Origin of the sequence: Phycicoccus sp. Soil748 (assembly GCF_001428025.1) — a bacterium.
Lineage (GTDB): Bacteria > Actinomycetota > Actinomycetes > Actinomycetales > Dermatophilaceae > Pedococcus.
Window position 1 is genome coordinate 49,623 of record NZ_LMSC01000005.1, and the last position, 21,297, is coordinate 70,919.

The following is a 21,297-nucleotide window of genomic DNA, read 5'->3' on the forward strand; positions in this document are numbered from 1 at the left end:
TGAGTGACGTGCCCTGTATGCCGACTGGTCGGCATACAGGGCACGTTGCCTTCGTTCCCTGATTTTCGCTGCTAGAGAAGGACTTTCATGGCTAAGACGCTGGAGTTCAACGACTCCGCTCGCAAGTCGCTCGAGCGTGGTGTCGACGCGCTCGCGAACGCGGTCAAGGTGACGCTCGGCCCCAAGGGCCGCAACGTCGTCATCGACAAGAAGTGGGGCGCCCCCACGATCACCAACGACGGCGTGACCATCGCCCGTGAGGTGGAGCTCGAGGACCCGTACGAGAACCTCGGCGCCCAGCTCGCCAAGGAGGTCGCGACCAAGACCAACGACGTCGCCGGCGACGGCACCACCACCGCCACCGTGCTCGCCCAGGCCATGGTCAAGGAGGGCCTGCGCAATGTTGCCGCGGGTGCTGCTCCGGCCGGGCTCAAGCGCGGCATCGACCAGGCCGTCGAGGCCGTCTCCGAGCGCCTGCTCGCGACCGCCCGCGAGATCGAGGGCAAGGACGAGATCGCCCAGGTCGCCGCGCTGTCCGCGCAGGACCAGGTCATCGGCTCCACCATCGCCGACGCGTTCGACAAGGTCGGCAAGGACGGCGTCATCACCGTCGAGGAGTCCTCGACCGCGACGACCGAGCTCGAGTTCACCGAGGGCATGCAGTTCGACAAGGGCTACATCTCGCCCTACTTCATCTCCGACGCCGAGCGCATGGAGGCTGTCGTCGAGGACGCCTACATCCTCATCAACCAGGGCAAGATCTCGGCCATCGCCGACGTCCTCCCGGTGCTGGAGAAGGTCGTCAAGAGCGGCAAGCCGCTGCTGATCATCGCCGAGGACATCGACGGCGAGGCGCTGTCGACCCTGGTGGTCAACAAGATCCGCGGCACGTTCAACGTCGTGGCCGTCAAGGCCCCCGGCTTCGGCGACCGCCGCAAGGCGATGCTGCAGGACATGGCCACCCTCACCGGCGGCCAGGTCATCTCCGAGGAGGTCGGGCTCAAGCTCGACCAGGCCGACCTCGACGTGCTGGGCCAGGCCCGCCGCATCGTCGTCACCAAGGACACCACCACGATCATCGACGGCGCCGGCTCGACCGACGACGTCACCGGCCGGGTCAACCAGATCAAGGCCGAGATCGAGCGTACCGACTCCGACTGGGACCGCGAGAAGCTCCAGGAGCGCCTCGCCAAGCTCGCCGGTGGCGTCTGCGTCATCAAGGTCGGTGCCCACACCGAGGTGGAGCTCAAGGAGAAGAAGCACCGCATCGAGGACGCCATCTCGGCGACCCGCGCGGCCATCGAGGAGGGCATCGTCGCCGGCGGCGGCTCCGCCCTCGTCCACGCTGCCTCCGTCATCGACGACCTCGGCCTCGAGGGCGACGAGGCGACCGGCTCGCTGATCGTCAAGAAGGCCGCGGCCGAGCCGCTGCGCTGGATCGCCGAGAACGCCGGCCTCGAGGGCTACGTCGCCGTCTCCAAGGTCTCCGAGCTCGAGCCCGGCAACGGCCTCAACGCGGCGACCGGCGAGTACGTCAACCTGATCAAGGCCGGCGTCATCGACCCGGTCAAGGTCACCCGCTCCGCCCTGCGCAACGCCGCCTCGATCGCGTCGATGGTCCTGACCACCGACACGCTCGTCGTGGAGAAGAAGGAAGAGGAGCCGGAGGCCGTCGGCGGCCACGGCCACGGCCACGGTCACTGACCTCACGCCCAGCCGGGGCTGAGTGCGGTTCGTCCGCGCCGTACCTCGCGAAGGCCCGTCCCCACACCGGGGGCGGGCCTTCGTCGCGTGCTTGGACGCCGCTACCGCGCGGTGGCGCCGCGCCGCGGTCCAGGTCCATTCGCGCCGGATCTGTCCCGAACCGCCCCTGGTGGGCGGTCACGAGGGCGATTGGTGACTGATCCGGCGTGTGTCGCCCCGGCGGCACGACCGGTATGGCGCCTGCGGTGATGCCGGTGCGACGCTGGGGTGGTCGTCCGGCAGAGCGAGGTGGTCGTGGCGCGACAGTGGGCCGAGGCGCCGGGCTTCGACGAGTACGTCATCGCCCGGGGGAGCGACCTGCTGCGGACGGCCTGGCTCCTCACGGGTGACGAGCGGGGCGCGGAGGGACTGGCCCGCGCGACGCTCGACGCGGCCTACCCGCAGTGGTCGCAGCTCGTGGCCCGCGGAGCGGGGTCGTACGACGCCGAGCTGCGCCGCGCCCTCGTCACCACTTACCTGCACCGGTCGCGTCGCCGACGCCCCGACGCGCTGCCGACCTCGTCGCGCACCCCACGACCACCGACCGGCTCGGGTCTGCGGTCGGCGGACGTGTGGCACGCCCTCGACGAGCTGCCGCGCCAGCAGCGGGTCGTCGTCGCCCTCGCGGTCCTCGACGGGCTCGGGGACACCCAGGTCGCGCAGGCGCTCGACGCGGCGACCGGGGACGTGCGGCGGCTCAGGGAGCACGCCGTGTCCGCCCTCGCGCACCGCCTCCACGTCAGGGAGGACCGCGTGGCCGACCTGCTGGACGCGCTCGTCCCCGCCGACCCCCCGGTCGACGCGCTGCTGGCGCGACCGCCGCGCCGCGCCACGTCATGGCGAGCCGTGCGCGACTGGGTCGCCGTGCTCGCGGGCCTGGCGGTCGTGGCCGTGGTCGTGGGGCTCGTCGGACCCCGTGGCGGTGGGGGCGACGTGATACCGCCGCCTCCCCCGCAGACGTTGGAGCCTTTGTCCTGTCGTACCAACGCGCCGCCGCCCTCACCACCCGCGGCCAGCGCGGTCCCGTTGCACACGCGGTACGTCGCGGTCCTGGTCTGCGCCCAGACCGACGAGGGCTCGGTGTGGGAGAACTCCCTGCCGCCCGACGAACCGGTGACCGCGCCGCAGGCGCTCGACGCCCTCGTGCTCGACCAGCGCGGCACGCTCCGGAGCTGCCCGGTCCTCCCCGAGGGTCCTGCGTTCCGGGTGCTCCTGCGTAGCGCCGACGGCAGCCTGACGACGTGGGCCAACGAGGGGCTGGCCTGCAACGGCTGGCCGGCGCTCGCCTTCTACTACCGAGCCCTCGCCGAGCAGGACGCCGGGCCGGCAGTCGACGCCGACGGGTTCCTCGGGTGTCCCTCCACGCTCGGCAGCCCGGGTCGCGCTCGGTCGGCGCCCACGACCAGCGTCGGCGCGAGCCTGGCCCGGGGGACCGTGCTCACCTCGGCGACCGCCTGCCTGCACCCGGCCGTCCTGCTCAAGACCGCGACGCCGCCCAGCTTCCGGGCGGTGCGGGGGGCCGTGCTCGGTGCGCCGGGCCTGGCCCAGCTCAACGCCGACCTCGCGGCGAGCGGATCTCGACGGGGTCCGCGCCTCGCGTGCGGGGCAGGTCCGTGGACCTTTGTGCTGCGGGCCCGCACCAGCAGCGGACGCGTCGTGGAGCTCACGAGTGGCTGTGCCCGGGAGTTCGCGGTCGACGGGCGCTCGCGCGACACCTGGCCGGTGAGCCGGGAGACGACGAGCATGCTGCGCGCCCTCCTCGTGGCCAACTAGGCAAGCCGGGCCCGGCTGGTGAAGAGCGCCCAGCGACGCCCGAACAGGGACGTCCGACCAGCGGGTGCCGACCGCCGTGGGTCCTCAGCCGCCGGCGACGACCCTGATCGCCTGGCCGGCGAAGGTGACGGTCTGCCCGGGGCGGACCTGGGCTCCGCGGCGTACCTCCACCGTGCTGTCGACCGTGACCTCGCCGAGCTCGATCACCGAGCGCGCCATCGCGCCGTCGTCGACGACGCCGGCGAGCTTGAGCAGCTGGCCGAGCCGGATGGACTCGTCGCGGATGGGGACCTCGTGCTCGGCGCTCACCCCGCGAGTCTACGGAGCGTCAGCTGGCGGCCGGCACGGTGTCGGGGCCGCGGCCGGCGTAGTGGGCCTCGCGCTCGTCCTCGGTCATGGCGCCCCACACGCCGTACGGCTCACGCACCCGTAGGGCGTGCTCGCGGCACCGGCGCAGCACGGGGCAGGCGAGGCAGACCTCCTTCGCCTCGGCGTCGCGCGACCGGCGGGCAGGCCCGCGCTCACCCTCGGGGTGGAAGAAGACCTCGGGGTTGACCCGGCGGCAGGAGCCCTCGAGCTGCCAGTCCCACAGGTCTGCGACGGGTCCAGGAAGTCGCGACAGCTCGGCCATGTCCGTCCCCGCTCCTGCGGCACCGTGCCGCTTGACCGCGACGCTACCCGCGCTGACCTGCACCGATACCAACGCGCGGTATGGACTTGTTCAAGCGCAGGCCACGTTCTGGGCGGCGTCGACGGCTGCCTTACGATTGGGCAATGAGCCTTGGGTTTGACGACCGACTCCCCGCCCTCGCCGAGCAGCCGGCCGAGGTCGAGGAGCACGACCCGTTCGGCAAGCTCGGCCTCACCTACGACGACGTCCTCCTGCTGCCGGGTGAGACCGACGTCATCCCCTCCGACGTCGACACGACGGCCAGGCTCACACGGGAGATCTCGCTGCGGATCCCATTGGTGTCGGCCGCGATGGACACCGTGACCGAGTCGCGGATGGCGATCGCCATGGCCCGCCAGGGCGGCCTCGGCGTGCTGCACCGCAACCTCTCGATCGAGGACCAGGCCTACCAGGTCGACCTCGTGAAGCGGACCCAGACGGGGATGATCAGCAACCCCATCACCATCGGCCCCGACGCGACGCTCGAGGAGCTCGACCGCATCTGCGGCGAGTACCGCGTCTCCGGCCTGCCGGTCGTGGCGCCCGACAACACCCTGATCGGCATGATCACCAACCGCGACCTGCGCTTCACCCCCGTTGCGGAGTGGGCGGGCACCCGGGTGCGCGACGTCATGACCCCCATGCCGCTGGTCACCGGCGGCGTCGGTATCTCGCGCGACGACGCGACGGCCCTGCTGCGCCAGCACAAGCGCGAGCGCCTGCCGCTCGTCGACGACCAGGGCCGCCTCGCCGGCCTCATCACCGTCAAGGACTTCGTGAAGTCCGAGCAGTTCCCCCACGCGAGCAAGGACGACCACGGGCGCCTGCTCGTCGGCGCGGCCATCGGGTTCTTCGGCGACGCGTGGGAGCGCGCGACCACGCTCGTCGAGGCCGGCGTCGACGTCCTCGTCGCCGACACCGCCAACGGCCACGCCCGTCTCCTGCTCGACATGATCCGCCGGCTCAAGGCCGACCCGGCCACCCGCCACGTGCAGGTCATCGGCGGCAACGTCGCCACCCGCGCCGGGGCCCAGGCCCTCGTCGACGCAGGGGCTGACGGCGTCAAGGTCGGGGTGGGCCCGGGCTCGATCTGCACCACCCGCGTCGTCGCCGGCGTCGGTGTGCCGCAGGTGACCGCGATCCACGACGCGTCGCTGGCGTGCCGCCGGGCCGGGGTGCCGGTCATCGGCGACGGTGGCCTGCAGTACTCCGGCGACATCGCCAAGGCCCTGGTGGCCGGCGCCGACACCGTCATGCTCGGGTCGCTGCTGGCCGGCTGCGAGGAGTCGCCCGGCGACCTCATCTTCGTCAACGGCAAGCAGTTCAAGTCCTACCGCGGCATGGGCTCGCTCGGCGCGATGGCCTCTCGCGGAAAGAAGTCCTACTCCAAGGACCGCTACTTCCAGGCCGATGTCGCCAGCGACGACAAGATCGTCCCGGAGGGCATCGAGGGCCAGGTCGCCTACCGCGGCCCGCTCGGCAACGTCGTCCACCAGCTCGTGGGCGGCCTCGCGCAGTCCATGTTCTACGTCGGGGCCAACACCGTCCCGGAGTTGCAGACCCGGGGCAAGTTCGTCCGCATCACCTCGGCGGGCCTCAAGGAGAGCCACCCGCACGACATCCAGATGACCGTCGAGGCGCCCAACTACGGCAGCCGCTGACCGACCGACGGCGCAGCGGCGTCGAGAGTCGGTACCAGTCCGGGATACGCAATCTGGGTGAGCCGCCCGGAGCGAGGCGGACCCTAGGCTGACGGCACGACCCAAGCAGAGTCGCAGCAGGGGATGGTCCACACAGATGTCGTCGCGCCGTGCCCTCGGTGGGGAGCGACGATCCCCAGACGCCCCGTCGGCGGTCGCCCCCCTCACCCGTCGACGGGGCGTCGCGGCGCCCGCGGCCGGACCGATAGCCTTGCGCGGTGACTGAGATCGAGATCGGCCGAGGCAAGCGCGGCCGCCGGGCCTACTCCTTCGACGACATCGCCGTCGTCCCCTCGCGTCGCACCCGCGACCCCGAGGAGGTCTCGGTCGGCTGGCAGATCGACGCCTACCACTTCGACATCCCGGTCATCGCGGCGCCGATGGACTCGGTCATGTCGCCGGAGTCGGCCATCGCGTTCGGGCGCCTCGGCGGCCTGCCGGTGCTCGACCTCGAGGGCCTGTGGACCCGCTACGAGGACCCCACGCCGCAGCTCGCGGAGATCGCCACGCTCGACCCGGCGACGGCGACCGCGCGGATGCAGGAGATCTACGCCCCCGAGATCCAGCCCGAGCTCATCGTCGAGCGGCTGCGCCAGGTCCGTGAGGCCGGCGTCACCGTCGCCGGTGCCCTGAGCCCGCAGCGCACGCAGCAGTTCTGGAAGCACGTCGTCGACGCCGGGGTCGACCTGTTCGTCATCCGCGGCACCACGGTCAGCGCCGAGCACGTCTCCGGCCGCGCCGAGCCGCTCAACCTCAAGCGCTTCATCTACGAGCTCGACGTCCCCGTCATCGTCGGCGGCGCCGCGTCGTACACCGCTGCGCTGCACCTCATGCGCACCGGTGCCGCAGGGGTCCTCGTCGGGTTCGGCGGGGGAGCGGCGCACACCACCCGGCGCACCCTCGGCATCCACGCCCCGATGGCCAGCGCCATCGCCGACGTCGCCGCCGCGCGCCGCGACTACCTCGACGAGTCCGGCGGCCGCTACGTGCACGTCATCGCCGACGGCGGCATGGGCGACAGCGGCGACATCGTCAAGGCCGTCGCGTGCGGTGCCGACGCCGTGATGCTCGGGGCGGCGCTCGCCCGCGCCACCGACGCGCCCGGCCGGGGCCTGCACTGGGGCCCCGAGGCCCACCACCAGGAGCTGCCGCGCGGCTCGCGGGTCGAGGTCGGCGCGGTCGCGCCCCTCGAGCAGATCCTCTTCGGGCCGGGCAAGCGGGCCGACGGCACCACCAACCTCGTCGGCGCCCTGCGCCGGGCGATGGCCACGACCGGCTACTCCGACGTCAAGGAGTTCCAGCGCGTCGAGGTCGTCGTCGCGCCCTACCAGGCGACCTGACTCACCTAACTTACTACTGGTAATGACGGGGGCGCCGACCTACGCTGCCCTTATGGCCCCGGACCTCATCGCCGACCCCGAGACCGACCCCACCGCGACGTATGCCGTGGACCCGGCGCTCGTGCGCCGGCTGGTCAGGCGGGTGGTCGCCGCACCGCGGGCAGCACAGCACGTGAGCCACACCCCCATGACCGGCGCGCCGTTGGCATCCCTCCCGTTGTCCACGCGCGAGGACGTCGTGGTCGCCGTCGAGGCGGCTCGCGCGGCCCAGCGGGCCTGGGCGCGCACCCCGATGGAGCTGCGCGAGCGGATCCTGCTGCGCTACCACGACCTCGTGCTCGAACGGCAGGTCGAGCTGCTCGACGTCGTGCAGCTCGAGTCCGGCAAGACGCGGCTCCAGGCGTTCGAGGAGGTCGCCGACGTCGCGCTCGTGGCGCGGCACTATGCCCGCAACGCGGCGTCCTACCTGCGACCGCGGCGACGGGCCGGGCTGTTCCCGGTCCTCACCCAGAGCACCGAGCACCACCACCCCCGCGGCGTCGTCGGCATCGTCAGCCCGTGGAACTACCCGCTGTCGCTGTCGGTCACCGATGCCCTGCCGGCCCTGATGGCGGGCAACGCCGTCGTCCTGCGCCCCGACCTTCAGGCGTCGCTCACCGCGCTGCAGGCCGTGCAGCTGCTCACCGAGGCCGGTCTGCCCGAGTCGGTGCTGCAGGTCTTGCTCGGCGACGGCCCCACCGTCGGGCAGGCGGTCGTCGACCTCACCGACTACGTCTGCTTCACCGGCTCCACCGAGACGGGGCGGCGGGTGGCGGGTTCGGTCGCCACACGCCTCGCCGGGTACTCCCTCGAGCTCGGCGGCAAGAACTCGATGTACGTCGCGGACGACGCCGACCTCGACAAGGCGGTGCAGGGCGCGGTCCGGGCCTGCTTCTCCTCGGCCGGTCAGCTGTGCATCTCGGTCGAGCGGGTGCTGGTCCACGCCTCCGTCGCCGACGAGTTCCGCCGGCGGTTCGTCGCCGCGGTCGAGGCGATGACCCTGGGCCCGGCACTGGCCTATGGCACCGACATGGGCTCGCTCGTGTCGGCGGCCCAGCTCACCAGGGTGGGTGACCACGTCGACGACGCGCGCGCGAAGGGCGCCACGGTCCTCACCGGCGGCCGCGCCCGCCCCGACCTCGGGCCGTACTTCTACGAGCCCACCGTCCTGGAGGGCGTCACGGCGGCGATGGACGTCCGCGACGACGAGACGTTCGGGCCGGTGGTGAGCCTCTACACGGTGCGCGACGACGACGAGGCCGTGCGCGTCGCCAACGACACCGACTACGGGCTCAACGCCAGCGTGTGGACCCGCGACACGGCCCGGGGGCGGAGGGTCGCGACGGCCATCCACGCCGGGACGGTCAACGTCAACGAGGGGTATGCCGCGGCCTGGGGTTCGGTCGCCGCGCCGATGGGCGGCATGAAGCAGTCCGGGGTCGGGCGACGACACGGCAGCGAGGGCATCCTCAAGTACACCGAGTCCCAGAACGTCACGGTGCAGCACGTCCTGCCCATCGCGCCCGTGGCAGGCCTGTCCGACGAGTCGTACGCCCGCGTGATGACCGCCGCGCTGCGCACCCTCAAGGCGGTCGGTCGCCGATGACCGCTAACGCCCCGGTCGACTCCGGCCTGCCCGCAGGCAGCCACGTCGACGTCATCGTCGTCGGCTCTGGCTTCGGCGGCTCGGTCGCCGCCCTTCGACTGGCCGAGAAGGGCTACCGGGTCCACGTCGTCGAGTCCGGCCGCAGGTTCCGCGACGAGGACTTCGCCAGGACGTCGTGGAACGTGCGCCGCTACCTGTGGGCGCCGCGGCTGAAATGCTTTGGGGTGCAACGGATCCACCGCCTGCCCGACGTCGTGGTCCTGGCCGGCGCCGGCGTCGGCGGAGGCTCGCTCAACTACGCCAACACCCTCTACGTCCCGCCGGAGTCGTTCTTCCGCGACCCGCAGTGGAGCGACATCACCGACTGGAAGGCCGAGCTCGAGCAGCACTACGCGACGGCCTCGACCATGCTCGGCGTCGTCACCAACCCGTGCGATGGCATCGTCGAGGAGGTCATGCGCCGCACCGCCGAGGACCTCGGCGTCGGCGACACCTTCCGCAAGACCCCGACCGGCGTCTTCTACGGCATGCCCGGCAAGCGGGTCCCCGACCCGTACTTCGGCGGAGCAGGCCCCGAGCGCACGGGCTGCACCGAGTGCGGCAACTGCATGGTGGGCTGCCGCGTCGGCGCCAAGAACACGCTCGTCAAGAACTACCTCGCCCTCGCCGAGCGGCTCGGGGCCACGGTCGAGCCGCTGCGCACCGTCGTGCGGGTCGCCCCGCGCCGCGGCGGTGGGTATGCAGTGACGCACGAGGCCACCGGCGCGTGGGTCCGCCGCGACCGGCGGACCGTCACGGCCGACCAGGTCGTGTTCGCCGGCGGCACCTGGGGCACCCAGAAGCTGCTGCACACCCTGCGGCAGGGCGGCGTCCTGCCCCGGCTCTCCTCGCGGCTGGGCCACCTGACGCGCACCAACTCCGAGGCGCTGCAGGGCGTGATGCTCGAGAAGGTCCCGCCGGGCGACAACCTCTCGCGCGGGGTCGCCATCACCTCCTCGTTCCACCCCGACGCCGACACCCACGTGGAGAACTGCCGCTACGGTCCCGGCTCCAACCTCATGGGCGCGCTCGCGACGATCATGGTGCCCGGCGACAAGCTGCCCCGGCCGCTGCAGTTCGTCGTCGAGGCCGTCAAGCACCCGGTCGTGTTCGCGCGGTCGCTGTCGCAGTACCGCTGGAGCGAGCGCACCATCATCGGCCTGGTCATGCAGACCCGGGACAACTCGCTGCACGTCAACGGCAAGGCAGGGCTGTTCGGCGGCCGCAGCCTCACCTCGCGGCAGGGGCACGGCGAGCCCAACCCGACATACATCCCAGCCGGGCAGCGCGCGATGAAGGCGCTTGCCGTGCGGCTGTCCGCGGCCACGGGGTTGCGCGCCTTCGCGGGCGGCAGCCTCGGCGAGGTCGCCGACATCCCCATGACCGCGCATTTCCTCGGGGGAGTCGCCATCGGCTCGAGCCCCGAGCGCGGCGTCATCGACGCCTACCACCGCGTCTGGCACTATCCGGGGCTGCACGTCGTCGACGGCTCGGCCATCTCGGCCAACCTCGGCGTGAACCCCTCGCTGTCGATCACGGCCCAGGCCGAGCGCGCGATCGCCCTGTGGCCCAACAAGGGCGACCAGGACCCGCGACCGGAGCAGGGCGACGCCTACGTCGTGCTCGAGCCGGTCAAGGCCGCGAACCCGGCCGTCACGCGGTACGGCGCCGCCTGACGACGACGCTCCCTACGCTGCCCCCCTCAACGGTCGAGGGCGGCAGCTGAGGAAAGCCCCTGCGCCCCCTCAGCTACCGTCCCCGTGGTGCGGCTGGAGATGAGCCGGGGAATGGAACCTCCAGCCGCACCACCCGGACAACGAGGCGGGATGGGGCGGGGTTACGCGTCGTCGAGCGATTTGTCCCGCGAGCCGCCGCCGGTGACGGTGGTGGGGGACTCGTCACGCCACGACGCCCACAGCGCTGCATACGCGCCACCCGCGGCGACCAGCTCGTGGTGGGTGCCGATCTCGCTCACCAGGCCGTCCTCGACCACGGCGACGCGGTCGGCGTCGTGGGCCGTGTGCAGGCGGTGGGCGATGGCCACGACGGTGCGGCCCTGGACGACCGCCGCGAGCGACCGTTCGAGGTGCCGAGCGGCGCGCGGGTCGAGCAGCGACGTGGCCTCGTCGAGCACGAGCGTGTGCGGGTCGGCGAGGACGAGGCGCGCCAGGGCGAGCTGCTGCGACTGCGCCTCGTTGAGGGCGTGCCCACCGCTGCCGACGACGGTGTCGAGGCCGTCGGGGAGGCCGGCGGCCCACCCGAGCGCGTCAACGGCGTCGAGCGCCTGCTCGAGGTCGTCCCGTGACGCGCCCGGGCGGGCGAGCAACAGGTTGTCGGCGAGGGTGCCGACGAACACGTGGTGCTCCTGCGTCACCAGGGCCACCTCGCCGCGCAGCTCGGCGAGCTCGAGGTCGACGAGCGGCACGCCACCGACGTCGATGCGTCCCTCGCGGGGGCCGTCGACACCGGCCATCAGCCGGCCCAGGGTGGACTTGCCCGCGCCCGACGGCCCGACCACGGCCAGGCGCTCCCCGGGACGCAGCCCGAGGCTGACGCCGTGGAGCACGTCGTGGCCGGCGCGGTAGGCGTAGCGGACCTCGTCGACGGTCAGGTCGGAGCCGTCGGGGTGCTCGCCGGTCGCGCTGCGGTCCGGCGGGACCGACCCGACGCCGATGACTCGGGCCAGGGAGGTCGCGCCCACCTGGATCTCGTCGAGCCAGCTGAGCACCTCGTCCAGCGGGCCCACCATCTGGTGCACGTAGAGCGTGACCGCGGTTGCCGCGCCGGCCGTGATGGAGCCGTTGACCGCCAGCCAGCCACCCCAGAGCACCGCGGCCGCGGTCGGCACCGAGTAGCCGAAGACGACCGACGGGAACCACCGCAGGCGCAGGCCGAGGGTGTAGCGCTCGGCGCGGTAGCACTCGGCCAGCGCCTCGTGGAACCTGTTGCGCCGCACCGGGGCCAGCGACAGCGCGTCGATGGTGCGCGCCCCGTCGACCGTCTCCGCGACGACGCCGTTGAGCTCGGCGTAGGTCGCGCGCTCCCAGAGGTAGCCGTCGCCGGCGTAGCGCAGGTAGCGGCGAGTCGAGAACCAGTAGAACGGCAGCCCGGCAAGGATCGCGAGGCTCGCCAGCGGTGAGGTGAGCAACGAGGCGACGCCGGTCATCGCGATCGTCATGCTCGCCACGAACAGCGACGGGATCCCGAACCGCACGACGTGCGACAGGGCCTCCACGTCGTTGGTCGTCCGGGCCACGAGGTCACCGGTGCCGGCGCGCTCGACCGTGGACAGCGGCAGGTTGACCGCGCGCGCCACGAACTGCTCACGCAGCTCGGCGAAGACGGTCTCGCCGAGGATGAACGACAGCCGGCGCGCAGCCCAGGTCAGCCCGGTCTGGGCCACGACCGCGACGGCGAGGCCGACGGCGAGGCGGTCGACGGCGCCGCGGGTGCCGTGCCCGCTGACCTCGTCGACGAGCCGGCCCACGAGCCACGGCCCGGCCAGCGCTGCGAGCGCCGCGAGCGCGTGCAGGCCGAGCACCTGGCCGAGCAGGCGGCGGTGGGTGCCCATCAGCTGGCGCGTGTGCGCCCAGACCGCACGCGAGTCCGCGACGGGAAGGGTCCGCCGGGTGGGGTCGGTGTTCACGTCTCGTCCTCCTCTGCGCGCAGTACGACGTGGCGGTAGCCGGGGTGGTGGTCGATGAGGTCGCGGTGCGTGCCCCGTGCGCTGACCAGGCCGTCCTCAAGCAGGACGACCTCGTCGGCCCGCCCGAGCAGGAGCGGGCTGACCGTGGTGACCACGGTGGTGCGCCCGCGACGGTGCTCGGCGAGCCGGTCGGCCACTCGCGCCTCGGTGTGCGCGTCGACCGCGCTCGTGGGCTCGACCAGCACGAGGACCGGGGCGTCGGTGAGCAGTGCCCGCGCCAGCGCGAGCCGCTGCCGCTGGCCGCCGGAGTAGGAGCGCCCGCGCTCCTCCACGGTGCCGTCCAGGCCGCCGGGCAGGGCGTCGAGCACGTCGAGCGCGCTGGCTGTCTCCAGGGCGGCCAGCACCCGGGCGTCGGCGTCGGCGGAGCGGTCGACGTCGGCGTTGGTGCCGGCGCGGTCGTCACCACGCCGGCCGAGGAGCTGGTCGCGCAGGACCCCGGTGAACAGCCGCGGATCGGGCTCGCTGACGACGACGTGGCGGCGCACGTCGCGGATGGGCAGGTCCTCGAGCCGCGTGCCACCCCAGGTCGTCTGGTGCGGGCCGGGGCCGTGCCTCCCGAGGCGGTCGGCCACGGCGGCCGACTCCTCCGGCCGGGCCGACACCAGGGCGGTGAGCCGCCCACCGCGGACGACGGTCCCGGACAGCGGGTCGACGAGGTCGGCGTCCGCGTCGGGCAGCGGCGCCATCGCGGGCCGTGCCTCGTCGTGGTCCGGCTGGACGGCCAGGACGCGCAGGATCTTGCCCGCGGCGATGTGCGCGCGGATGCCGCGGTCGACGACCTCGATGGCGGTCTGCAGCGGCATGGTGAGGAACGCGGTGTAGCCGTAGAACGCCACCAGCTGTCCCGCGCTCAGCCGTCCGTCGACTGCCTGCCGCGCGCCGAGCCAGGTGACGAGCACGACGAAGACGCCGGGCAGCAGCACCTGGGCCGAGTCGAGCGCGGCCTGGATGCCGGCCACGTGGACGCCGCGGTGACGCACGCGCTGCGACTGCTCCTCGTAACGGCGCAGGAAGGTCTGCTCGCCGCCGATGCCGCGCAGCACCCGCAGCCCCGCGACGGTGTCGGCGCCCAGGGTCGTCAGGCGGCCGGCCTCCTCGCGCTGCAGGGCCTGGCGACGCTGCAGCGGGCGGACGATGAGCGTGAGCCCGGCGAGCATGACCGGGCCGCCACCGAGGACCAGCAGGCCCAGCGGCGGTGACGCGGCGAGCAGGATCGCGCCGACGACGATGTAGCTGACGACCGCCCCCGCCAGCCGGCCCATCGCGTCGTACACCCCACCGAGCCGCATGATGTCGTTGGCGAACACGGTGACGACCTCGCCCGACGGCATGACGCGGGTCAGCGCCGGGCCCGAGCGCTCGACGCCGTCGGCGGCGAGCTGGGCGCCACGGTAGGACGCGTAGAGCCAGTTGTGGACGGCGAAGAAGTGGCGCGCCGCAGCGGTGCCGGCAGCCACGGCGCCGAGGCCGAGCAGCACGAGTGCCCAGCGCACCAGCCCGCCGACGTCACCGGGGACGATGCCCTCGTCGACGCCCCGGCCGAGCGCCGCGGGGATCAGGGCCAGCGACACCATCCACACCATCCCGGCGAGCATCCCCAGCACCTGGGTGCGCCACTGCTCCCGGGCGCCCCAAACCATGAAGCGCAGCGTGCTGCGGGTGTCGGGGCGGCCGGGGTCCGGGAACGGGATCTGGCGCATCAGGGATCCACGGTATGGCGCGGCCGCCCACCGCCGACACCGGTTTTCCCGCGGTGCGCCTCCGCCGAGGACCCGGCCATGGCTGCCTACCATGACGGCGTGTCAGCTCCGGCGCCCACGCGCAAGGCCCGCCTGGAGGCCAAGTACGTGCGCCGCCGCATCGTCGCGGGCACGCTCGCGGTCGGCCTGCTGGGTGCCGCGTCGTTCGGGGTGAGCCAGCTGGCCGGGCTCCTCGGCGGCGACCGGGCGGAGGCAGCATCCACCTCGGCCAAGCCGGCGGCCGCGTCGCACACCACCGCGCCGGACCCCCACGCCGCCCCGCTCGTCAAGGCTCCGCGGCCGAGCCCGGCGACACCGCAGGGCGCGCTGGGGTCGAACTCGGGTGAGACCGCCCTGGTCCGCACGATGCGCCTCACCGGCGACCTGACCCCCAAGTCGGTCGTGGCGTCGCCGAAGGGCGTCGTCGTGGCGCAGAACATGATGTACCGCCACACCGTCTCGGCGTTCCGCGCCGACGGCGCCCTGCTGGCGACCATCGACGACGCCGTCGACCTCGGGTCGTTCGGGATCAAGGGCCACCCCGGCACGACGAAGGGCGCGCCGGTGGAGGCGGCGTTCACGGCCGACGGCCGCCATGCCTGGGTGTCCAACTACTCGATGTTCGGCTCCGGCTACGGGCCCGAGGGGCTCGACAGCTGCGCGGCCGGCGACGGCACCTCGACCAGCACCGTCTACCGCATCGACACCGGCACCTTCGCCATCGACCGCGTGGTCGAGGTGGGTGCCGTGCCCAAGTACGTCGCCGTCACCCCGGACGACAGGACCGTCCTGGTCACCAACTGGTGCAGCTGGGACCTGTCGGTCATCGACGTCGCGAGCAACCGACAGGTCGCGCGCATCCCGCTCGGCGGCCACTACCCGCGTGGCATCGTCGTCTCCCCGGACAGCCGCACCGCGTACGTCGCGCTCATGGGCTCCGACCGCATCGTCACCGTCGACCTGCGCACCCGTCAGGTGCGGCCGTATTCCACCACGGGCGACGGCCCGCGCCACCTCGTCCTCAGCCCGGACGCGAGGTACCTGTACGTCACCAACAACGGGGCCGGCACGGTGAGCAAGCTGGACCGCGCCACCGGCCGCGTGCTCGCCACGACCCGCGTGGGCCAGCAGCCGCGCTCGCTGGCCATCGCGCGCGACGGGCAGGCCCTGTACTCGGTGAACTACGAGTCGTCGTCGGTGAGCAAGCTGCGCACCTCCGACCTGAAGGTGGTGCAGACGGTGCCGACCGACCAGCACCCCATCGGCATCACCTACGAGCCGACCCGCAAGGCGGTCTGGGTCGCCTGCTACGGCGGGAGCATCCTCGTCTTCGACGACTCGAGGCGTCCCGTAACCTGACGAGGTGCTGCGAACCGCCCTCAAGCCTCGCTGGCTGGGCCTGTTCGCCCTGCTGGTGCTCCTGGTCGTGACGTTCGTGCAGCTCGGGTTCTGGCAGCTCCACGTCGCCCAGGACAAGGGCCTCGCCGACGCCCTGCGCCACGCGCGCGACGCCCGGCCCACGGCCATCGACACCGTCGTGGGACCGCACCAGAAGTTCCCCAACCCGCAGTCCAACCGCGCGGTCACCGCCGTCGGCACGTATGCCGCGTCGGAGCAGTTCCTGGTCGGCCCGCGCCGCCTCGACGGCCGCACCGGCTGGTGGGTCGTCACGCCGATCGTGGTCGAGGAGACCGGGGCGCGGCTGGCAGTGGTGCGCGGGTTCGCGACCGACCCTGCCGCCGCGGCCGCCATCCCGGCGGGACGCATCGAGGTCGAGGGCAGCCTGGCGCCGGGGGAGTCGCCCACGCCGGCACCGTCGGGCTCGGCCGCCCGCGCGGGCGGCCTCGAGGTGCTCGGCTCGTTGGACCTGTCGATCCTGGTCAACAGGTGGCCTGGGGACCTCTACAACGCGTTCGTCTTTGCCCAGACCGAGCGCACGCCGACCGGTGCCGGGGTGCCTGCGACTGCGGGCCTGCAGCACGTGCCGCCGCCGGAGGTGACGGGCGGGCTGAAGTGGCGCAACGCGACCTACGCGCTGCAGTGGTGGGTCTTCGCCGGCTTCGCCGTGTTCATGTGGTTCAGGATGGTGCGCGATGATGCGCACCGGGAGCGAGAGGCCCGCGAGCAGCGCGAGCCGACCCGAGTCGAGGAGAGCACCGCGTGAGCGAAACCGTGGGTCAGGTCAAGGACGTCGAGGCGGCTGAGAAGGCGCTGAAGTTCTTCAAGGTGATGGCCTTCGTCGTCGGCATCGGGCTGCTGCTGCTCGTCCTTGAGATCGTGCTGCACTACGGCTTCAGCAACGACGCGCTGGCCTGGTGGCCGCAGCCGCATGGGTTCATCTACATGGTCTACCTCGTGGCGACGGCCAACCTGGGGTTCAAGATGGGCTGGTCGCTGGGACGCATGGTGCTGGTGATGCTCGCCGGCGTCGTGCCGTTCCTGTCGTTCTGGGCCGAGCGCAAGGTCGCCGCCGAGGTCGAGGGTCAGCTCGCCACCGCCCGCCGGTAGCCTTGCCACCGTGAGCGACACCCCTGCCGACAACACGACCGACCTCGTCGTCGATGGCGTCGCCGACCAGGCGACCGACATCACGCAGGCCCAGGACGACGACCGGGTCGAGGCCCCCGAGGGCGACCGCGTGGAGGTGCCGGCGACCCCGCTGCAGGCCAAGCCGGTCCTCGTCGTCGACTTCGGCGCGCAGTACGCGCAGCTCATCGCGCGGCGGGTGCGCGAGGCCAACATCTACAGCGAGGTCGTCCCGCACACCATGGCCGTCGACGAGATGCTCGCCAAGGAGCCGGCCGCGATCGTGCTCTCCGGCGGCCCCTCGTCGGTCTACGCCGAGGGCGCCCCGTCGCTCGACCCGGCGGTGCTCGAGGCAGGCGTTCCCGTGTTCGGCATGTGCTACGGCTTCCAGGCCATGGCGCAGGCGCTCGGCGGCACCGTGGCACACACCGGGCTCGGCGAGTACGGCTCGACCCCGGCCTCCGTCACCGACACCGTCTCAACGCTCTTCAACGGCCAGCCGGGCGACCAGTCGGTGTGGATGAGCCACGGCGACTCCGTCACCGAGGCACCGTCCGGAATGCGGGTCACGGCCTCCACGGCGGGCGCGCCCGTGGCTGCGTTCGAGGACGACGAGCGCCACCTGTACGGCGTGCAGTGGCACCCCGAGGTCATGCACTCGACGTTCGGCCAGCGGGTGCTCGAGAACTTCCTCTACAAGGGCGCCGGGCTCTCCGGCGACTGGACCGCTGCGAACGTCGTCGACGAGCTCGTCGACGCGATCCGCGCCAAGGTCGGCGACTCCCGCGTGCTGTGCGCCCTGTCCGGCGGCGTCGACTCCTCGGTCGCGGCGGCCCTGGTGCAGAAGGCCGTCGGCGACCAGCTCACCTGTGTCTTCGTCGACCACGGCCTGCTGCGCAGCGGTGAGGCCGAGCAGGTGGAGAAGGAGTTCGTCGCGGCGACCGGCGTCGACCTCGTCGTCGTGGACGCTCGCGAGCAGTTCCTGGGCGCGCTCGCCGGGGTGTCCGACCCCGAGGAGAAGCGCAAGATCATCGGGCGCGAGTTCATCCGCGTCTTCGAGCAGGCTGCCCGTGATGTCGTCGGCTCACGCGGGGACTCCGACCACCCGGTGGAGTTCCTCGTCCAGGGCACGCTCTACCCCGACGTGGTGGAGTCCGGTGGCGGCACCGGCGCGGCCAACATCAAGAGCCACCACAACGTCGGCGGCCTGCCCGACGACCTGCAGTTCAAGCTCGTCGAGCCGCTGCGGTCGCTCTTCAAGGACGAGGTCCGCCAGGTCGGGCTCGAGCTCGGGGTGCCCGAGGCCATCGTGTGGCGCCAGCCGTTCCCGGGTCCCGGCCTCGGCATCCGGATCGTGGGGTCGGTGACTGCAGAACGGCTCGAGATCCTGCGGGCCGCCGACGCGATCGCCCGCCACGAGCTGTCGGCAGCCGGTCTCGACCGCGACATCTGGCAGTGCCCTGTGGTGCTGCTCGCCGACGTGCGCTCGGTGGGCGTCCAGGGCGACGGCCGCACCTACGGCCACCCCGTGGTCCTGCGCCCGGTGTCGTCCGAGGACGCCATGACCGCTGACTGGACCCGCGTCCCGTACGACGTGCTCGCCAAGATCTCCACGCGCATCACCAACGAGGTGCGCGAGGTCAACCGCGTCGTCCTCGACGTGACGAGCAAGCCCCCGGGCACCATCGAGTGGGAGTGACGACGGCGTGCGCCTGAGGGGTGACGCCCTCGCGGCGCTGGAGGACAAGGCGAGCCGTGCGGTCATGCGGCACGTCCTGATCGGGCCGCCCCTCAAGCTGTTCACCGGGCTGCACGTCGAGGGACGGTCGAACGTCCCCCGAGAAGGGGCGCTGATCGTCGCCTCCAACCACCTGTCGTTCATCGACTCGATCGTCATCCCGCTCGCCGCCAGGCGGCAGGTGCACTTCCTCGGCAAGGCCGAGTACTTCCAGGGCAGCGGTCTCCGCGGGGCCGCCGTGCGCTGGTTCCACTCGACCGCCGGCACGATCCCGGTGGACCGGTCCGACCCGCGTGCTGCTGCCGCCTCGCTGGAGCTCGCCGAGGAGGTGCTGCGGAGCGGGGAGGGGTTCGGGGTCTACCCCGAAGGCACCCGCTCGCCCGACGGTCGCCTCCACCGCGGCCGGACCGGCGTCGCCCGTATGGCGCTCAGCACCGGGGCTGTCCTGCTTCCGTGTGCGGTCACGGGGACCGACAAGGTGCAGCCGGCGGGGTCGAACGGGTTCCGTCCGGGCAAGGTGACGGTGCGGTTCGGTCGGCCGGTTGATGTGGCTGGGCTGGCTGTCCGCTACCAGAAGGCAGCGCTGCTCCGGGCGGTCACGGACGCGACCATGGACGCCATCGCGGAGTTGTCGGGACAGGAGCGGTCGGGGTTGTACGCCTCAGACGTCAAGGCCGCGCTCGAGTCGACGCAGCAGGACTAGCCGAGTCGAGCTACATCCGGCCCGTGCGGGTGCGCCCACACCGCCGCAAGAACCACCTTTGGTCCTCTCACCATGACGACGTCAGTACTTGGTCCTTCAGTGAGCTGCTCTGGGCAGCACCGGCCCCCAAGCCCCTTGTGCCTCGTTCACGCCGGGGAGGACAGTTGATAAGTGATTTCGGTGCGAGGCCGTCCTCGTTGGGGGTGGTCGGGTGGCCGTAGGGGCCGTCGGTGGGTGGTGTTGGTGGCCGTTCTGGCTCTAGCGATGCCTGGTTGTGACCAGCATCGGCGATCGGGTCAGGCAACCTCATCGATCTCGGCTTCCGCTCGGGTTGCCGCGGCGGTCGAAGCCGACTTCAGCAGGTACGTCGGCGACAACGAGATCAGCGCCATCGTCGTGACGGTCGACGGCCGCCCACTCTTCGAGCGCTACTACGACACAACGGCCGAGGAGTCGCGAAGCGTCTTCGGGATCACTTCTTGCGTTATGGGCACCCTGATCGGTCAAGCGATAGGCGAAGGCCGCCTGCGCCTAGAGGATCGGCTGTCGGACCTGCTGCCCAAGTACGCCACCCAGATGACACCACGGGTGGCCGGCGTGACCCTACGCCAGCTGTTGACGATGACCGGCGGCTTCCCCATCACCAACGATGTGAGCGCATACGCACAGATGGTCCGCTCGAAGGACTGGATCCGGTTCATCCTCGCCCATCAGGACGGGGTGCCCGGCAAAGAGTTCATCTACTCCGACTTTGCCGCGCACCTGCTGTCACCGATCCTGGAGCAGGCCACCGGCCAGCGCGTGCTGGAGTACGCCCGATCGCATCTGTTCGACCCCTTGGGCATACCAAGTAGGCCCGCCGTCCAGCCCGTCGCGACCGGCCGGTACGTGGGTGAGTTCAATCGTGCCCGCTTCGCCTGGCCAACGGACCCGCAAGGGTTCACGTTGGGCTTCACCCACCTGAAGATCACCCCCCGCGACATGGCCAAGCTCGGACAGTTGTATCTGCAACAAGGGCAATGGCGCGGCAAGCAGATCGTTCCCGCAGAGTGGATCCATCAGGCCACCATGGTCCAGGGTTCTGCCGCCCCCACGGGGTACGGCTACTTATGGTCCGTCCGCCTCACCGACGGAACACCCGCCTTCGACGCCAAGGCTCTGGGCGGTCAGATGATCCAAGTCATCCCCCAACGCCGCCTCGTGGTCGTCATCTCGAGCCGTGTCGACCTGACCACATACACATCCGATCTGAGCGCAGGAGACCTGCAACGGCTCGCCGTCACGATCTTTCGAGCGGTCGGGACCTCTACCCGCTCTGCCCGACCCCTGCCCACCACTAGATAGCGACGTGCCTAAGCCAAGCGCTGCAGGCGAAGTCGCCCTACCATCTGCGACCAGCTGACCGAGACATGTCTTTCCAGTCCTCCAGTTTCGAGCGCTACCCAGGCACGCTGACAGCCTGGACACTTCCTCACGAGGGCCGTCGCGCTTCTCTTTGCTTCTGCTTGTCAACGGGCTTGCGCCGCACACCAACGATCGCGCAGGGAGCACGCAGAAGGTGAATGACGCGCTGCGGGACGGCTGCAGTTGCGTGCGCGGACAGCCGAGACTCAACTCGCCCGACAGGTTAAAGGCCGTGCGGTCCTACCGAAGGGGTTCGCCAACCTGACCAGCGTCATCGGCGTCCTCGGCGCACTCGGCGCACTCGGCAACGCCGGCATCCCCCCGGCGGCCGGTGACCTACCGGCCGCGGCTCGCATGGCGCTGAAGGCCTTTGCACCCTTACCGGAGTCGTCTCGTCGCGCCGATGGGCGTAGGCCGCGCCAGTTGGTTCACCGGGATATGTGGCGCGTCAGCGGTTGAGCACCTGGGGGTCCTGCGTGAGGTCGGTCGCGCAGGGCCCGACGCACAGGGGTAGCGACGCCTCTGCCTTTCCTGGGGGGAGGCGTCGCTCTGCCCCGGGCAGCGGGGACGT

16 protein-coding genes are annotated in these 21,297 nt (G+C 71.9%); 12 read left to right on the forward strand and 4 right to left on the reverse strand.

The features are described from left to right. Positions 1 to 87 precede the first annotated feature (87 nt). Positions 88 to 1,704 carry a chaperonin GroEL gene (groL, locus tag ASG70_RS02815; protein WP_056882343.1) on the forward strand — a complete coding sequence of 539 codons (1,617 nt, stop codon included), beginning with the start codon at positions 88 to 90 and terminating at the stop codon, positions 1,702 to 1,704. A 294-nt stretch (positions 1,705 to 1,998) separates the two neighbouring features. Then, positions 1,999 to 3,516, forward strand: a complete 1,518-nt coding sequence (locus ASG70_RS02820; RefSeq protein WP_156399790.1) for a hypothetical protein — start codon at positions 1,999 to 2,001, stop codon at positions 3,514 to 3,516. Positions 3,517 to 3,600: 84 nt separating this feature from the next. On the opposite strand, the gene ASG70_RS02825 is transcribed toward ASG70_RS02820, so the two are convergent. Together ASG70_RS02825 and ASG70_RS02830 are read right to left on the reverse strand one after the other, a co-directional pair. Beyond that, on the reverse strand, positions 3,601 to 3,825 hold the full coding sequence (locus ASG70_RS02825; RefSeq protein ID WP_056882345.1) for an RNA-binding S4 domain-containing protein: 225 nt from the start codon (positions 3,823 to 3,825) through the stop codon (positions 3,601 to 3,603). 19 nt (positions 3,826 to 3,844) lie between these two features. Continuing rightward, on the reverse strand, positions 3,845 to 4,147 hold the full coding sequence (locus ASG70_RS02830; RefSeq protein WP_056882346.1) for a WhiB family transcriptional regulator: 303 nt from the start codon (positions 4,145 to 4,147) through the stop codon (positions 3,845 to 3,847). Positions 4,148 to 4,290: 143 nt separating this feature from the next. On the opposite strand from ASG70_RS02830, the gene guaB reads away from it, so the two are divergent. The 4 genes from guaB (at position 4,291) to ASG70_RS02850 (ending at position 10,586) form a co-directional block, all read left to right on the forward strand. Continuing rightward, positions 4,291 to 5,847, forward strand: coding sequence for an IMP dehydrogenase (gene guaB, locus ASG70_RS02835; RefSeq protein ID WP_056882347.1), 1,557 nt, complete (start codon positions 4,291 to 4,293; stop codon positions 5,845 to 5,847). A 257-nt stretch (positions 5,848 to 6,104) separates the two neighbouring features. Beyond that, a complete protein-coding gene (locus ASG70_RS02840; RefSeq protein WP_056882348.1) occupies positions 6,105 to 7,226 on the forward strand; it encodes a GuaB3 family IMP dehydrogenase-related protein in 1,122 nt (373 codons plus the stop codon). A gap of 52 nt (positions 7,227 to 7,278) precedes the next feature. After that, positions 7,279 to 8,871, forward strand: coding sequence for a succinic semialdehyde dehydrogenase (locus tag ASG70_RS02845; protein WP_056882349.1), 1,593 nt, complete (start codon positions 7,279 to 7,281; stop codon positions 8,869 to 8,871). Continuing rightward, positions 8,868 to 10,586 (forward strand): GMC oxidoreductase, encoded by a 1,719-nt coding sequence (locus ASG70_RS02850; RefSeq protein WP_056882350.1) that lies wholly within the window; start codon positions 8,868 to 8,870, stop codon positions 10,584 to 10,586. The genes ASG70_RS02845 and ASG70_RS02850 overlap by 4 nt, the downstream gene beginning before the upstream one ends. A 161-nt stretch (positions 10,587 to 10,747) precedes the next feature. Here the strand turns inward: ASG70_RS02850 and ASG70_RS02855 are convergent, their stop codons facing one another. Both ASG70_RS02855 and ASG70_RS02860 read right to left on the reverse strand, forming a co-directional pair. Next, the gene (locus ASG70_RS02855) at positions 10,748 to 12,481 is read right to left on the reverse strand and encodes an ABC transporter ATP-binding protein (protein WP_056882704.1); all 1,734 of its coding nucleotides are present in this window, start codon (positions 12,479 to 12,481) and stop codon (positions 10,748 to 10,750) included. Between the two features lie 71 nt (positions 12,482 to 12,552). Next, complete coding sequence (locus ASG70_RS02860) at positions 12,553 to 14,316, reverse strand: ABC transporter ATP-binding protein (RefSeq protein ID WP_056882351.1); 1,764 nt, start codon at positions 14,314 to 14,316, stop codon at positions 12,553 to 12,555. Between the two features lie 78 nt (positions 14,317 to 14,394). Here ASG70_RS02860 and ASG70_RS02865 point away from each other — a divergent pair, with 78 nt between their 5' ends. The 6 genes from ASG70_RS02865 (at position 14,395) to ASG70_RS02890 (ending at position 20,666) form a co-directional block, all read left to right on the forward strand. Next, positions 14,395 to 15,714, forward strand: coding sequence for a beta-propeller fold lactonase family protein (locus ASG70_RS02865; RefSeq protein WP_056882352.1), 1,320 nt, complete (start codon positions 14,395 to 14,397; stop codon positions 15,712 to 15,714). A gap of 4 nt (positions 15,715 to 15,718) precedes the next feature. After that, positions 15,719 to 16,519, forward strand: a complete 801-nt coding sequence (locus ASG70_RS02870; RefSeq protein ID WP_056882353.1) for an SURF1 family protein — start codon at positions 15,719 to 15,721, stop codon at positions 16,517 to 16,519. Continuing rightward, a complete protein-coding gene (locus ASG70_RS02875; RefSeq protein ID WP_056882354.1) occupies positions 16,516 to 16,863 on the forward strand; it encodes a DUF3817 domain-containing protein in 348 nt (115 codons plus the stop codon). Before ASG70_RS02870 ends, ASG70_RS02875 begins: the two co-directional genes overlap by 4 nt. A gap of 136 nt (positions 16,864 to 16,999) precedes the next feature. Next, a complete protein-coding gene (gene guaA, locus ASG70_RS02880) occupies positions 17,000 to 18,580 on the forward strand; it encodes a glutamine-hydrolyzing GMP synthase (protein ID WP_304437969.1) in 1,581 nt (526 codons plus the stop codon). Positions 18,581 to 18,587: 7 nt separating this feature from the next. Then, a complete protein-coding gene (locus tag ASG70_RS02885) occupies positions 18,588 to 19,322 on the forward strand; it encodes a 1-acyl-sn-glycerol-3-phosphate acyltransferase (protein ID WP_235531310.1) in 735 nt (244 codons plus the stop codon). A gap of 243 nt (positions 19,323 to 19,565) precedes the next feature. Beyond that, positions 19,566 to 20,666 carry a serine hydrolase gene (locus tag ASG70_RS02890; protein ID WP_156399791.1) on the forward strand — a complete coding sequence of 367 codons (1,101 nt, stop codon included), beginning with the start codon at positions 19,566 to 19,568 and terminating at the stop codon, positions 20,664 to 20,666. The last annotated feature ends 631 nt before the right edge of the window (positions 20,667 to 21,297 follow it).